The sequence below is a fragment of the Pseudomonas sp. NFX15 genome (genome assembly GCF_049132105.1).
Taxonomy (GTDB): domain Bacteria; phylum Pseudomonadota; class Gammaproteobacteria; order Pseudomonadales; family Pseudomonadaceae; genus Aquipseudomonas.
The window spans coordinates 23,122-35,516 of the sequence record NZ_JAFMPV010000042.1 but is presented as its reverse complement, the minus strand read 5'-3'; the positions used below and the strand labels follow the sequence as shown (position 1 = coordinate 35,516).

At 55.3% G+C, this 12,395-nt stretch carries 16 protein-coding genes and 4 pseudogenes; 9 read left to right on the top strand and 11 right to left on the bottom strand.

The genetic code is table 11. The annotated features are described in order from the left end of the window. The 4 genes from J1D76_RS26890 to J1D76_RS26875 all read left to right on the top strand — a co-directional run. The coding region (locus J1D76_RS26890) for a hypothetical protein (RefSeq protein WP_421141360.1) at nt 1-135 on the top strand (135 nt) is incomplete at its 5' end. 196 nt (nt 136-331) lie between these two features. Further along, nucleotides 332-619: a hypothetical protein gene (locus J1D76_RS26885; RefSeq protein ID WP_421141358.1), complete on the top strand. Its 288-nt coding sequence runs from the start codon at nt 332-334 to the stop codon at nt 617-619. After that, nucleotides 619-1,527 carry a YncE family protein gene (locus J1D76_RS26880; protein ID WP_421141357.1) on the top strand — a complete coding sequence of 303 codons (909 nt, stop codon included), beginning with the start codon at nt 619-621 and terminating at the stop codon, nt 1,525-1,527. The genes J1D76_RS26885 and J1D76_RS26880 overlap by 1 nt, the downstream gene beginning before the upstream one ends. An 83-nt stretch (nt 1,528-1,610) precedes the next feature. Continuing rightward, complete coding sequence (locus J1D76_RS26875) at nt 1,611-1,847, top strand: hypothetical protein (protein ID WP_421141356.1); 237 nt, start codon at nt 1,611-1,613, stop codon at nt 1,845-1,847. A gap of 7 nt (nt 1,848-1,854) precedes the next feature. Here J1D76_RS26875 and J1D76_RS26870 read toward each other — a convergent pair whose 3' ends face one another. The 4 genes from J1D76_RS26870 to cynS (J1D76_RS26855) form a co-directional block, all read right to left on the bottom strand. Continuing rightward, on the bottom strand, nt 1,855-2,724 hold the full coding sequence (locus J1D76_RS26870) for an NAD(P)-dependent oxidoreductase (protein ID WP_421141354.1): 870 nt from the start codon (nt 2,722-2,724) through the stop codon (nt 1,855-1,857). Between the two features lie 177 nt (nt 2,725-2,901). Then, nucleotides 2,902-3,150 carry a hypothetical protein gene (locus tag J1D76_RS26865; RefSeq protein WP_421141353.1) on the bottom strand — a complete coding sequence of 83 codons (249 nt, stop codon included), beginning with the start codon at nt 3,148-3,150 and terminating at the stop codon, nt 2,902-2,904. A gap of 306 nt (nt 3,151-3,456) precedes the next feature. Then, nucleotides 3,457-3,699 (bottom strand): DUF2790 domain-containing protein, encoded by a 243-nt coding sequence (locus J1D76_RS26860; protein WP_421141352.1) that lies wholly within the window; start codon nt 3,697-3,699, stop codon nt 3,457-3,459. A gap of 78 nt (nt 3,700-3,777) precedes the next feature. Continuing rightward, the gene (cynS, locus tag J1D76_RS26855) at nt 3,778-4,245 is read right to left on the bottom strand and encodes a cyanase (protein WP_421141351.1); all 468 of its coding nucleotides are present in this window, start codon (nt 4,243-4,245) and stop codon (nt 3,778-3,780) included. A gap of 145 nt (nt 4,246-4,390) precedes the next feature. Between cynS (J1D76_RS26855) and cynR the strand changes: the two genes are divergently transcribed. Continuing rightward, nucleotides 4,391-5,284, top strand: coding sequence for a transcriptional regulator CynR (gene cynR, locus J1D76_RS26850; RefSeq protein WP_421141350.1), 894 nt, complete (start codon nt 4,391-4,393; stop codon nt 5,282-5,284). A gap of 143 nt (nt 5,285-5,427) precedes the next feature. Here the strand turns inward: cynR and J1D76_RS26845 are convergent, their stop codons facing one another. From J1D76_RS26845 to cynS (J1D76_RS26835), 3 genes are all read right to left on the bottom strand, one after another. Then, on the bottom strand, nt 5,428-6,090 hold the full coding sequence (locus J1D76_RS26845) for a carbonic anhydrase (RefSeq protein ID WP_421141348.1): 663 nt from the start codon (nt 6,088-6,090) through the stop codon (nt 5,428-5,430). Nucleotides 6,091-6,131: 41 nt separating this feature from the next. Then, nucleotides 6,132-6,380, bottom strand: coding sequence for a DUF2790 domain-containing protein (locus J1D76_RS26840; RefSeq protein WP_421141347.1), 249 nt, complete (start codon nt 6,378-6,380; stop codon nt 6,132-6,134). 98 nt (nt 6,381-6,478) lie between these two features. Further along, nucleotides 6,479-6,946: a cyanase gene (gene cynS, locus J1D76_RS26835; RefSeq protein ID WP_421141346.1), complete on the bottom strand. Its 468-nt coding sequence runs from the start codon at nt 6,944-6,946 to the stop codon at nt 6,479-6,481. A 258-nt stretch (nt 6,947-7,204) separates the two neighbouring features. Here cynS (J1D76_RS26835) and J1D76_RS26830 point away from each other — a divergent pair. The 4 genes and pseudogenes from J1D76_RS26830 to J1D76_RS26815 form a co-directional block, all read left to right on the top strand. Continuing rightward, a pseudogene (locus tag J1D76_RS26830) lies at nt 7,205-7,503 on the top strand (OsmC family protein); the annotation flags it as partial. A gap of 77 nt (nt 7,504-7,580) precedes the next feature. Then, nucleotides 7,581-8,033, top strand: a complete 453-nt coding sequence (locus J1D76_RS26825) for an Ohr family peroxiredoxin (protein WP_421141345.1) — start codon at nt 7,581-7,583, stop codon at nt 8,031-8,033. Between the two features lie 373 nt (nt 8,034-8,406). Next, complete coding sequence (locus J1D76_RS26820; RefSeq protein WP_421141359.1) at nt 8,407-8,625, top strand: hypothetical protein; 219 nt, start codon at nt 8,407-8,409, stop codon at nt 8,623-8,625. A gap of 255 nt (nt 8,626-8,880) precedes the next feature. Continuing rightward, entirely contained in the window at nt 8,881-9,681 is an 801-nt protein-coding gene (locus tag J1D76_RS26815; protein WP_421141344.1) for an SDR family NAD(P)-dependent oxidoreductase, read from the top strand. 11 nt (nt 9,682-9,692) lie between these two features. Here the strand turns inward: J1D76_RS26815 and J1D76_RS26810 are convergent. The 4 genes and pseudogenes from J1D76_RS26810 to J1D76_RS26795 all read right to left on the bottom strand — a co-directional run. Beyond that, nucleotides 9,693-10,202, bottom strand: a pseudogene (locus tag J1D76_RS26810) (IS66 family transposase); the annotation flags it as partial. 95 nt (nt 10,203-10,297) lie between these two features. Beyond that, nucleotides 10,298-10,643: pseudogene (locus tag J1D76_RS26805) on the bottom strand (DNA/RNA non-specific endonuclease); the annotation flags it as partial. A gap of 101 nt (nt 10,644-10,744) precedes the next feature. Then, nucleotides 10,745-11,221 (bottom strand): annotated as a pseudogene (locus J1D76_RS26800) (DNA/RNA non-specific endonuclease); the annotation flags it as partial. Between the two features lie 217 nt (nt 11,222-11,438). Further along, the gene (locus J1D76_RS26795) at nt 11,439-12,281 is read right to left on the bottom strand and encodes an SDR family oxidoreductase (RefSeq protein WP_421141343.1); all 843 of its coding nucleotides are present in this window, start codon (nt 12,279-12,281) and stop codon (nt 11,439-11,441) included. Between the last annotated feature and the right edge of the window lie 114 nt (nt 12,282-12,395).

Below are 12,395 nucleotides of genomic sequence, written 5' to 3'. Positions count from 1 at the left end.
ATGACGGCAATCGAGCGATTCCTGCGGCCTGTTTGCTACCAGGGCTTTCCGGACGACCTGCTACCCGAAGCGTTGAAGCATGACAATCCGGCGGGCATTTGGCGTCTGACTGATGGCGAGTTATCGAACGCCTGATTCACATAAAAACAAGCACCCTGTGAAGTGTGCATGTTGCCAGCTCGCCTACTACTTGTGTGTTGCTGCCGAGATGATCAGCGCAACACCACCGATCCTTTCGGGGTAGCCCGAAGGGAAATCCCATCAAGAAATGATCTTGAGTCTAAGACGCAATGCAGACCTTGGATCAGAACGTAATGTTGAAGGAGTTGCCATGCAATTTCTGTTTGCAATGCGAGTCAAAGAAAACGCTGCGCCCGTGACCGCCGATCAGCTTGAAATGGAGGTCGCGTATGTCCGTGAGATTTACTCGACCGATACGCTTCGACAGGTCTGGTCCCGCACAGACGTCGCAGGTGCCTGCCTGCTAATCGAGGCGGAGAACGAAAGCACGGCACGCGCCGCGATCGAAGAGTTACCGCTAAGGAAAGCCGGTAAGCTCGAAATCGAGGCGTACATTCCGCTGCGGCCTTATCGCGGTTTTGCGGGGGCAAGTCGATAATGGACAACTCACTTCTGGAAAACCATGGCGATAACATGCGCCTGTACTTCCTCGATAATGGCGGTAATCGTGTGCTGTCGGCCATGAGCGACGGAAGCAATATCAAGGTGTTGGTCGACGACTGCTGTTCGGGTCCTGACGGAATCGTCATTGATTCCGCGCGCGGCCACCTTTACTGGACCAACATGGGAGAGCCCTCCCGCAATGACGGCTTCATCATGCGTTGTGACCTCGACGGCGGCAATGTCACGACCATCGTACCTCCCGGCATGACGCACACGCCGAAGCAACTGGCCATTGATCAGCGTGGTTCGCATCTCTACTGGTGCGACCGCGAAGGCATGCGCGTAATGCGTTGCAAGCTGGACGGATCGTCGTTGGAAACGCTCGTACAGACGGGCTATGGCGCTTATGACCAGGCCGACGCGCGAAACTGGTGTGTTGGAATCGCGCTTGACCTCGAGCGGCAGCAAATATACTGGACGCAAAAAGGGGCTACTAAATCGAACACGGGACGGATCCTCCGTGCTCCGCTAAATGCAAAGCACAACGATGCGTTGAGCGCATCTCGTGATGATATCGAGACGTTGTTCGACGGCTTGCCCGAACCGGTTGATCTCGAACTGGACACGGCGACCGCGACGCTTTACTGGACCGATCGAGGAGCATTGCCTTTAGGTAATACACTGAACCGAAGTCGACTACAGGATCGCGTCAAGGCTGAAATGCACTCCGAAGTGCTCCTTGGGGGCTTTAACGAGGCTATAGGTCTGTCAGTGCATTCTGACCAGAACGTCGCTTATGTAAGCGATCTGGGTGGTGCGATCTATCGAGTCGCTCTCGACGGGTCCAGCTCTACAGTCGTGCTGCGCATCACCGACAAACTGACGGGCATCGTCGCGATTTGACTAGCTACATACGGTACGGTAGCGATCAACGATAACCTGCTACCGTGCCGTATACACCCGCGACTTACCCCAAGAATCTACAAATGGCTGACGTGGGTCGCGGTAAAGATATGCCTATCCATAATCACTTTGCGGTGGTTATGCTTGTGATTGAGCCTCAGTTCGATACGCTGCTGGAGAGCGACGAAATGTGGTGGAAAAAATCGCCTGCGTACAGGCTTACTATTCACGTAAAAGCGTGTTCTTTTAGCCAATTTTCCAGCCCCAACACATACTCCGGAATTTTCACATTGCCGGTCTGGGAAACGATCAGGCTCTGAGTTGTGTTTATTTCACACGCCGCTCGGTCACTTCCGCCAGCACCGCCAAATCCATGTGGCCTTGGCGGTGGGCGATAGTGTCGAGCAAGTGGTCTTTGATCAATTCCCCCATGGGTAGCGGCACCGAGACATTGCCTGCTGTTTCGATCGCCAAGTTGATGTCTTTGAGGCCAAGCACAGCTTTAAAGGCAGCGGGTTCGTAGTTGCGTTTGGCAATGAGACCGCCATAGCCCGAATAGATCGGGCCGGGGAATACGGTGTTGGAAACCAGTTCGATCAACTTTGCCGATTCGATACCGTGCCCGCGGACCAGGGCCGCTGCTTCGCCCATGGCTTCGACAGCGGAGATGAGCATGAAGTTGACAGCGATTTTCACCACGTTTGCACTGGCTGCTTGCTCACCCAGGGTCCAGGTTCTGCGACCAATCAGGTCGAACAATGGCTGGGCTGTCTCGATTGCGTCAGCAGGGCCGGCTACGAGGATCTCCAAGGTGCCGGCTGCTGCGACATTGGGACGGCCCAGTACCGGTGCAGCGACGTAAGCGACACCTTGAGCCTGATGCAAGGTCGCCAGCTCGGCGGCGAAGTCGGCAGCGATGGTTGCCATATTGACGTGGATCAACGGAGCTTTGAGGCTCGACAATAGGCCCGAGTCCAAGAGCACAGAGCGCAGTGCCTGATCGTCCGCCAACATGCTGAACACCACCTCGACATCGAACGCTTGCCCGGGACTAGTGGCTGCCTTGGCACCCTGCTCGACCAAGAGCTGTACCGCACCAGGCGAGCGATTCCAGACCCAGACTTCGTGACCGCCCTTGAGCAAGTTGGCGGCCATGGCCTGGCCCATGCTGCCGAGGCCGACGAAACCAATTTTCATGAGCTGTTCTCCTGGGAAAAGGTGGGACATCAGAGACCGACAAAAGATCGAGTTTTACCATTTGAAGGCTAGCTGCTCCCACAGGCCGTGTGAAAATCCTCACCAGAAAGAACTGCACGCTGTCCGCTGGACTTTTGTTTTTATTTATCAGGTCCAGCCTAGGTTGATAACCAAGACTTACGTCAGGCGACGACCAAGAGCTCGTTCCGAACCATCGGAAGCTACTTGCATGCCTGGAGTGTGATCCGAGACATCGGAGGCAAGGTTCTGGCCCTGTGGCGTGTGGTCCGAGCCATCGGACGCAACGGTGTGTTGGTATTCGGTAGCCTGGGTGAAGAAGTGTTCTTCCTGGCTGCTCGGTACTGCGAATGCGCTGGCGCTGAGTGCGAAGGTGACGACGGCAAGCAGTTGGTTGACAGTTTTCATGGTGGTGACTCGTAATAAAAATTGGGTGGCCGAAACAGTCAGGTAATCGTGCTCTGATTAACCCATTGCAGTTTTTTCTAAATGGCTTCGAACTTCGGCCAAAATTTGTGCCGAAGCTAGACTATTACGGTACTCGTTTGTCTGATTCTGCTTGCCTGTAAAAAGCCGCTTCATTGCTAACTGCTTATTTCAGTACTTTTGGACAGGCGGTGATCTAGTTGGAACAATGCACTGGATGACGAGGTTGCCTTTTGGAAATTGTTCCAGATCAGACTGCTCTTTGCATTAGGACGAGTGACGGCTGGCTCAGTTCGTGCCGCACCCACCCCCCTGCACCAAGTACGTTGCGGTTTGCCGTACACCTTTGGAGTCCTGGTAAACCATCTCGGCCTGCACAATCCCGCAGGCTTGACTGGTGTCGGAGATGCTGATGGTCTTCGCCACATCCAGTGGAACGCCCGTGCGCGCGGTTTGTGCATCAGAGCCGGCGAATGCGCTGCTGGCAGCAACGGTCAGGAACAAAGCAAAAAGGGTATTGATGGTTTTCATGGTCGTTTCTCTAAAAAGTAGTAAGTGATGTTGGCCCGCAGGGTAAAAGCGGGCCGAATTACAGGGCCGGTTGCACGCTTAGAAAGGTCGCAGTGGCAGGAATTTTCCATCGAGGGTGATCACAGCGCGGTGGCCGCCTTCCGGGTCTTCGACTTTCTTCATGTCCAGCTTGAAGTTGATCGCGCTGATGATGCCGTCGCCGAACTGCTCGTGAACCAGGGCCTTGAGGGTGGTGCCGTAGATCTGGATCATTTCGTAGAAGCGGTAGATGGTTGGGTCGGTTGGCACACCTGACAGGCTGCCGCGCAGCGGGATGATTTGCAGACGGGCAACAGCGTCGGCATCCAGTTCCAGTTTCTCGCCGATCACTTGGGCAGCGCTTTGAGGCAGTGGGTGCTGGCCGAGCACGGCGGCGGTGACGTAAGCCAGGCCCAGGCCGGTGCCTTCAGCCAGGTCTTCGAAAGACAGGTTTTTACGAGCCTTGGCGTCGAGGATTTTGCTGGTCAGTTCGAGGCTGGCGTCGTTGTAAGCGTGGGACTGTTGCATGGTCATTTTCCTATCGGGCTTAACAGCGTTTGCATTGCTGGGTAGTTGTTGCTTGGGTGCGAAGCAATGATCTTCCGCTTTATCGATAGGGTCCAAGATCGATATACAATGCTTCGCATAAGCAATGCCTATAGAGGTAAATGCCATGCTCCTAAGACATCTACGGTACTTGTTAGCGGTCGCTGACAACGGCGGCTTCACCCGTGCCGCCGAGGCGCTGCATGTCTCGCAACCGACCTTGTCGCAACAGATCCGGCAACTGGAAGAAACGCTGGGGGTGGTGCTGTTCGACCGAACGTCACGAACGGTGAGGCCGACCGATGCAGGGCAGGCCTATATCGAGTGCGCACGTCGCGTACTGGTAGAGTTAGCGGCCGGCAAGCGCGCGCTGCACGACGTGAAGGATTTGTCCCGTGGCACCTTGCGCCTGGCCATGACCCCGACATTCATGGCGTACCTGGTCGGGCCGCTGGTGCGCGACTACACGGTCCGCTATCCGAACATCCATCTGGAGATTTTCGAACTGTCGATGGGTGACATCGAAACCGGGCTGGCGGATGATTCGTTGGACATCGCGATTGCATTTGATGGGGTGAGGAATGCCGAAATCGAATCGATCCCGGCATTTTCCGAGACGCTGGGGATCATGGTCGGCCGTAATCACCCCTTATGGGAAAGACTGACCGCCCTGTCTCTGGGAGAAGTGGCACAGCTGGAGTTTGCCCTGTTGACCAAGGACTTCGTCACCCGAACCCGTATCGATGAGTACTTCACCCAAGAGCACATCACCCCAAAAGTGGTGATTGAGGTCAATTCGGTGAATACGTTGCTGGAAGTCATACGCCACACGGCGATCGCAACGTTCCTGCCCGAACCCATCGCCACCGTTGATCGAGCCTTGTGCAAAATTCCATTAGTCAGGGATGCGCCGACGCGCGGGGCGGTATTGCTGCGGCGCAAAAACAACTACCACAGCGCAGCATCAGTCGCCTTTATGGACTTGGTGTTGGGATTGGGGGAGCCTCTGAGCACTGACTGAAAACCGATGTCGAAATCTGGACTTCAGGCATCAGGAAGGATGTTGCAGTGGGTCGAGCAGCAAACTGGCAACGACGTGCGTTGTTTGAGTCCAAGGCGCAGAGGCCGTTTAAAGGGGGGCTACGCCCCCCAGGTATTTTCTGATCAGGCCACGGCTTTTGCCGGGCGCGCATGCACGGCACAGGTGGTCGGATGCTTGACCAAAGACTTGAACGTCTTGTTGTCGACATCCAGAGCGTCGATCGAACCGGTGCCGATGTCGTAGACCCAACCATGAAGATTCACTAAACCTTTTTCCTGAGCTAGACGTACGCTCGGATGGGTCTGAATATTGGCCAATTGGGCGATGACGTTTTCGCGAACCATCGAACTGACTTTGGCGGCTTCATTTGCATGTGAGCGCGATTCGTTGATGACTTTCGCTGACTCGGCATGCTGCAACCAGCCAGCGACCGCAGGCAGATGATCGATGCATTTGCACTTGGCAATAGTGGTCATGGCGCCACAATCGGAGTGGCCACAAATCACGATATTAGTCACTCCCAGTACCGCGACCGCATATTCGACCGTGGCTGACACACCGCCGGAATGTGGGCTGTAGGGCGGCACGATATTGCCGGCGTTGCGGATCACGAACAGCTCACCAGGCTCTTGTTGGGTGAGCAGTTCTGGCACCACACGGCTGTCGGAGCAGGTGATGAACAACGTATCTGGATGCTGAGTCGTTGCCAGGTGTTTGAACAGATCAGTCCTCTGTGGAAATGCTTCTTTCTGGAACTTCAAAAAACCGTCGATGAGCGCTTTCATGGGAGGTACCTTTTAAAAATTGAGTGTTGAACATTCAGTAATCAGTTGGTGCAACCGTTGCCTATGACGCTGTACGCCAGGATGTGGGTTTCACCCTGTGAATCGCGATAAGTCATTTGCACTGGCGTTGGGCCGCAGACATCAGTGGCCGGTGTGATGTTTACAACCTTGGCGATGTCGAGGTGCATGCCATAGGCATACGGAACGGCGTCCGGCGTTACCGCCGATTCCTGTGCAAAAGCCGACAGCGAAGCGGTCAGGGACAATGCGAGAAACAGAATTTTTTTCATGACAAGTCCTCCAGTTAAATTTGGTGATCAATAGAGTGAGTAATTTTTAAAGCAGGCCCGCAGGCGTTGCGGGCCGGGTTACAAGGCCGGTTGCACGCTTAAAAAGGACGCAGAGGCAGGAACTTGCCGTCGAGGGTGATCACAGCGCGGTGGCCGCCTTCCGGGTCTTCGACTTTCTTCATGTCCAGCTTGAAGTTGATCGCGCTGATGATGCCGTCGCCGAACTGCTCGTGAACCAGGGCCTTGAGGGTGGTGCCGTAGATCTGGATCATTTCGTAGAAACGGTAGATGGTTGGGTCGGTTGGCACACCTGACAGGCTGCCGCGCAGCGGGATGATTTGCAGACGGGCAACAGCGTCGGCATCCAGTTCCAGTTTCTCGCCGATCACTTGGGCAGCGCTTTGAGGCAGTGGGTGCTGGCCGAGCACGGCGGCGGTGACGTAAGCCAGGCCCAGGCCGGTGCCGTCAGCCAGGTCTTCGAAAGACAGGTTTTTGCGAGCCTTGGCGTCGAGGATTTTGCTGGTCAGTTCGAGGCTGGCGTCGTTGTAAGCGTGGGACTGTTGCATGGTCATTTTCCTATCGGGTTTAACAGCGTTTGCGTTGCTGGGTAGTTGTTGCTTGGGTGTGAAGCAATGATCTACTGCTTTATCGATAGGGTCCAAGATCGATATCCAATGCTTAGCATTAGCAACGCCTATGCATTTGAGTGTGTGCATTCTCGAACATAGAGACGTCAGAGATGTTGTGCCCACAAATGGATATCTCGTTGGGATTACGTCGCGCAGGTGGCGGCGGCAGAGCGGGCACAGTTAAGTGCCATCCCACCGCACCCGAAAGCTGAGAGCAATTGTTCGTCGGGGCGTGGTCGTCCGCTACACCGCCGCCCTCGGACTGATGGCCGCGGAACGCAACATCGCTGCCGACGGATCTGGCCGTCGACATCGAACCCGACCTGAGTCAGACTGGTCCGGCCTATTTCCTTCAGGCTCGAATGACCCTGCGCGTGCCGGGGCTGGCACGGGATGTTGCGTCTGTACTGGCGCACATCGCCAATTCTATTTGCCCTCACTCCAAGGCCACACGCGGCAAAATCGACGTAAGCCTGAACGAAATTACGGCGTGACGTCTGGATATGTCACTAAGGTCGCATACGATTTAGCGCGCTCGATTACTGAAGCTAATAAACTTGAGGGAATCATCATGAGCAAGATTGAAAAAGTGCTAGTCACCGGCAAAACCAATACCACCTATAACAGCGCGGGCTACTCATCGCTCGGTCATAACGGTAACGTCGACATCACGTTATCTTCGCCCGGCAGCGCCAATCCGGAACACGAGTTCACTGCCGTTCAGCCGCACCCGAAAGCCGAGCAATTGTTTGCTGGGGCTTGGTCGGCCTGCTACATCTCTGCGGTGGGGCTGGCTGCTCAACAGATGAAGGTGACACTGCCGACCGACACGGCTGTCGACATCGAGGTTGATCTGGGACAGACCGGACCAGCCTACTTCCTCCAAGCCCGACTCACTCTGCGGGTACCAGGTCTGGATCAAGGTGTTGCGACTGAACTGGCTCATAACGCCGATCAAATCTGCCCGTACTCTAAAGCGACACGCGGCAACATTGATGTCGCAATCAACGTTCTCACCGCATAACGCAATAGCCAGTCAGCTCGCCAAGGTATCCTTGGCGAGCTGGTTGCCGACTTTACAGATTTGATTACTTTGGATAACGATTGCCATACGCGTGAGCATTTCCGATGCCTCGCGTGCGACGTATCGTTTACCAATGTTCCCGCAAACCGGTTTGGATAACGTGAGCCTTATGTCTTGCCTGAACGGTCAATCCTTTGGAAACGAATTACGTATCGGTATCTCCGACACCGAAGCCGCATGAAACAACGAAAACGCTGACGCAAGCTTTAGGTTGATTGAGACACTGACTGGTTTCAGCCGGATCTCTACCTAGGGCTTTCAAGATCAGAGCGCTTTCACAAACGACAAGTTCGCCGGACGCGCACGCTCGAGAATTGGCGAGACGCAGTGCAAAGTCCTCTCCCACAATTGTGAGCACTTTTGCAATTGGTGCATTTCGGATATCAGTCACAGCACTCAAGTCGCTGAGTTTCCCCACTTCCCTTTTCGACTGATCACCCAGGTTTACACCCGGGAATCTGATCTGCACGCGGAGCATTTGAAGTACGGCCCAACTCAACCTTTGTCCTCTCCCAGCGTATTGCTTTTGTGAAGGTCAGAACGCCTACGTTATCGCGCGTCGACATAGCCTTACGTCGCCCTACGGCTTTGCTGCCGCTGGGTTACCGAATAACATTAATTGCCTTTTCGATGACAAATTTCAGGCCTATCAGACCAATAGATTTATGAAAATCATAATGGAACCTAAGGTAATTGCCGGAACGTATACCGCTCCCTTCTTACCTCCGCTTAGACACACCAGGCGGATAAGTTCCTAAACGTTTATATAAATTAGGAAAAAGACAACATGAGCAAGCTTCCAACCGTTTTGATCACCGGTGCCTCTAGCGGAATTGGCGCGACCTATGCCGAACGATTTGCCCGTCGAGGCCACAACCTAGTGATAGTGGCTCGGGATAGAGAAAGGCTAGAGGCGCTAGCTACTCGCTTGCAGGGAGAGTACGGAATTGCCGTCGATGTGGTGCAGGCCGATCTGACAAACGTCAACGAGCTAGCCACAGTCGAGAAACGGTTGAAAGAGGACACACAGATCGGCGTTCTTATCAACAACGCCGGAATCGGGCAGTCAGGTACATTTACCGAACAGACTGTGGATAGTATCGACAGCTTGCTATCCATCAACATTACTGCGGTGACCAAGCTTGCAGCAGCTATTGCACCTAGGTTGGTGCAAGCCGGTGAAGGTGCGATCGTGAACATAGGCTCAGTCGTCGGATTTGCTCCAGAATTCAAAATGTCTGTTTATGGCGCGAGCAAAGCGTACGTACTGTTTCTGTCACAAGGGCTGCATCTGGAACTGAACCCAAGAGGAGTATATGTTCAAGCCGTGTTACCTGCGGCTACTCGGACTGAAATCTGGCAGCGTTCCGGAGTGGATATTGATGCATTGCCAGAGGTCATGGAGGTAGGCGATTTGGTCGACGCAGCCATGGTTGGCTACGACCGTCGCGAATTGGTCACTATCCCTCCATTGCAGGCTGCCGAATGTTGGAATGCATTGGACGAAGCTCGACGCTTGGTAATGGCAAACATTCACCAAGAGCGCCCAGCCGAACGTTACAAGGTTGCCCCTAAAGCCAATACGTAAGGGATCGGGGATCACAGGTTGCGTAACGGCATCCAGTTATGCGGCAACAGTTCAGCGATCTCGCTCGCCCGCTGTGTCGGCAGCCGCTGGAGTACGTCCTTCAAATAGACGTACGGATCATGTCCGTTGAGCTTGGCTGACTGGATCAGGCTCATCAACGCCGCCGCACGTTGACCGCTGCGCAACGATCCTATGTAGAGCCAATTCTTGCGTCCTAGGGCCCAAGGCCTTATCTGCTGCTCGGCGTGGTTGTTGTCTATGGGGACTGCACCGTCATCGAGATAGCGTGACAATGCCATCCAGCGTTTCAGGCTGTAATCGAAGGCCTTGGCGATAGCCACTCCGTCGTGCACGCGTTCGCGCTGGGCGATCATCCAGGTATGCAACGCATCCATCGCGGGTTCGGCTTTTTCTTGCCGTATTCGGCGGCGTAAATCCGGCTCCAGGTCGCGAACCTCTCGCTCTATTTCGTAGAGCACCTGAATGTAACGCAGAGCCTGTTCAGCCAGCTGGCTTTTGTTGGCACGGCGCTAGGCGTGCTCAATGTTTTTGCCAAAACCACTTTCCACGTAGGCGCTCAAGCACTTGGAGTCTACCGTGGAAGTCGGACGCAGATTTGAGCAGGAAGCCGTTCGACCACCACCAATGGTTTCTTGCTGACTTGTGAGAACAGCACCGCGAAGTTATCAGAGCACAGAGCAAGAGGTTTCATCGTTGCTGGCACGGTCGCCGTGTTGATCGGTTTGGTGGCCGGGAATAGCTCGGAACAGCCGTCAAACGAGGTCTGTTTCTGTTTGTTTGAATAGAGTGCCAAGGCCGCGCCCTGGCTGATCGAGCCCGAGCGGGGCACGAGCCCCTGGTGCTGGGCGAGCGCTTTGAGGAAATCAAGCAGACTGCGGGCTTGCGCCCGGTGGAGAGCAAAACAAGGGCCGACAGCACAACAAAATTTTGCGTAGGTACATGCTTTAAATCTTAGAATTGGATCGAGTATGCGAAATTGAGTATTAGTACTCAATGAAGAGGTACGAACTTAAGCGTTGAGTATACTTTTCACCGGGTTTTGTTGATGGCCACGGTCCACCGCTGGATGCTGGCTGCGATAGTCGCTCAATTCGGCACGCCCACCCTTGGGAATGCGCGGGTCCGGGTAGAACTGGTTGGTGCGTTCCTCCCCTTTTGCATCCTTTAACTGCGCGGCGTTCAGGCGTTCGATAACCACCAGCGGGGTCTTGCTGGTTTGGGAATACAGCACCGCGAAATTATCGGAACACAGCGCCAGCGGTTTCATGGTGGCCGGCACCGTGGCGGTGTTGATCGGTTTCGCCGCAGGGAACAGCTCTGCGCAGCCGTCGAACGATGGCTGGCGTTGCGTGTTCGAATAAAGGTCCAGGGCCGCGCTCTGGCTGATCGAACCCGAGCGGGAGGCGGTTTCATGAAGCGCAGCGGGCGGCTTGAGCAGATCGAACAGGCTGCGGGCTTGCGCCCCGTTTGAAAGCAAAACAAGGGCCGACAGCCCAACTGCAATTTTGCGTAGGTGCATGGGTTAAATCTTCGAATGGAATAGTGGGAAAACGTGCGGCAAAGTCGTGCGGGGATTATTGACCATGACCTGGCAGGTTAGTGCGGGGCGGCGTGCAGATTCGCGCGCCGCGCCGCCAGGTGGGCCTTGTTGAAGTTGCCTGGCTTGCCTGAATGGGCAGGTCGGTGCCTGCCGGGCGCAGGTTATTTTGCGCGAGTGTTGAAGTAAAGGAATTACTTCAACACTCGCACGGCGCAATGGCGCTAGTCCCGTTGTCATCGACTACGGTTGGGGTCGCTGCCGAGCCGGCCAGGAGGCCCCCGTCGATGTTGAACTCACTGCCGGTGATGTACGTCGCTTCATCCCCGGCGAGTAACAGCGCCATGGCCGCCACTTCTTCGGGCATCCCGAACCGTCTCAGCGGCGTATCGCGAACCAGGGCTGCCATCCGCTCTTCACGGCCTGCGTCGTTACCGAGCATGGGTTCCCATATGGGCGTGAGGATGGCAGCTGGATGAATCGAGTTGCACCGCACTGTCAGACCTTGCTCGGCGCAGTAAAGCGCGACCGTCTTGGTGTGATTGCGAACCGCGGCCTTGGACGATGCGTAGGCCGCCGCGCCCGGAATGCCGACCAGTGCGGAGCGAGAGGAGATATTGATAATGGAGCCGGACCCAGAATGGCGCATGCTGCGAATGGCGTACTTGCAACCCAGGAACACCCCGTCAAGATTGGTGTGATGCACTGCGTGCCAGTCCTCCAGACGTGCATGTTCCGGGTCGTGGGGCACGGCGCCTTGCTCAAAACCGGTAATGGCGGCGTTATTCACCAGCACGTCCAGCCTGCCGCGCTCCTTGAGGATCTGCGCCGTCACTCGCTGCCAATCTACTTCGCGCCGTACATCAAGACGCAGATAGCTGGCGCGAGCACCGAGGGCGTTTGCAACTGTTCTGCCAAGTTCGTCGTTAATGTCGGTGACGTAGACAACGCAATCTTCTTGCACAAAGCGTTGCGCAATCGCGGCGCCGATCCCTTGGGCCGCCCCTGTTATCAGTGCAATCCTGGAAGTCAGTTTGCTCATCCGCGATGTCCTCCCTGCGCGTGATGCTTGCCCAAAATGAGGGGCCAGTCTACGCCCGATTAGCCGACTATTACCGCCCCCTGATCGAGTGTGCGCGTCAATTGCTCCAGCAGC

Bases quoted from the DNA above. Each gene is read 5' to 3' on its own strand.
- J1D76_RS26885 (WP_421141358.1), top strand. From the start codon at position 332: ATGCAATTTCTGTTTGCAATGCGAGTCAAAGAAAACGCTGCGCCCGTG.
- J1D76_RS26860 (WP_421141352.1), bottom strand. From the start codon at position 3,699: ATGAAAACCATCAATACCCTTTTTGCTTTGTTCCTGACCGTTGCTGCC.
- J1D76_RS26875 (WP_421141356.1), top strand. From the start codon at position 1,611: ATGGCTGACGTGGGTCGCGGTAAAGATATGCCTATCCATAATCACTTT.
- cynS (WP_421141346.1), bottom strand. From the start codon at position 6,946: ATGCAACAGTCCCACGCTTACAACGACGCCAGCCTCGAACTGACCAGC.
- cynR (WP_421141350.1), top strand. From the start codon at position 4,391: ATGCTCCTAAGACATCTACGGTACTTGTTAGCGGTCGCTGACAACGGC.
- J1D76_RS26840 (WP_421141347.1), bottom strand. From the start codon at position 6,380: ATGAAAAAAATTCTGTTTCTCGCATTGTCCCTGACCGCTTCGCTGTCG.
- J1D76_RS26880 (WP_421141357.1), top strand. From the start codon at position 619: ATGGACAACTCACTTCTGGAAAACCATGGCGATAACATGCGCCTGTAC.
- J1D76_RS26865 (WP_421141353.1), bottom strand. From the start codon at position 3,150: ATGAAAACTGTCAACCAACTGCTTGCCGTCGTCACCTTCGCACTCAGC.
- J1D76_RS26870 (WP_421141354.1), bottom strand. From the start codon at position 2,724: ATGAAAATTGGTTTCGTCGGCCTCGGCAGCATGGGCCAGGCCATGGCC.
- cynS (WP_421141351.1), bottom strand. From the start codon at position 4,245: ATGCAACAGTCCCACGCTTACAACGACGCCAGCCTCGAACTGACCAGC.
- J1D76_RS26795 (WP_421141343.1), bottom strand. From the start codon at position 12,281: ATGAGCAAACTGACTTCCAGGATTGCACTGATAACAGGGGCGGCCCAA.
- J1D76_RS26825 (WP_421141345.1), top strand. From the start codon at position 7,581: ATGAGCAAGATTGAAAAAGTGCTAGTCACCGGCAAAACCAATACCACC.
- J1D76_RS26815 (WP_421141344.1), top strand. From the start codon at position 8,881: ATGAGCAAGCTTCCAACCGTTTTGATCACCGGTGCCTCTAGCGGAATT.
- J1D76_RS26845 (WP_421141348.1), bottom strand. From the start codon at position 6,090: ATGAAAGCGCTCATCGACGGTTTTTTGAAGTTCCAGAAAGAAGCATTT.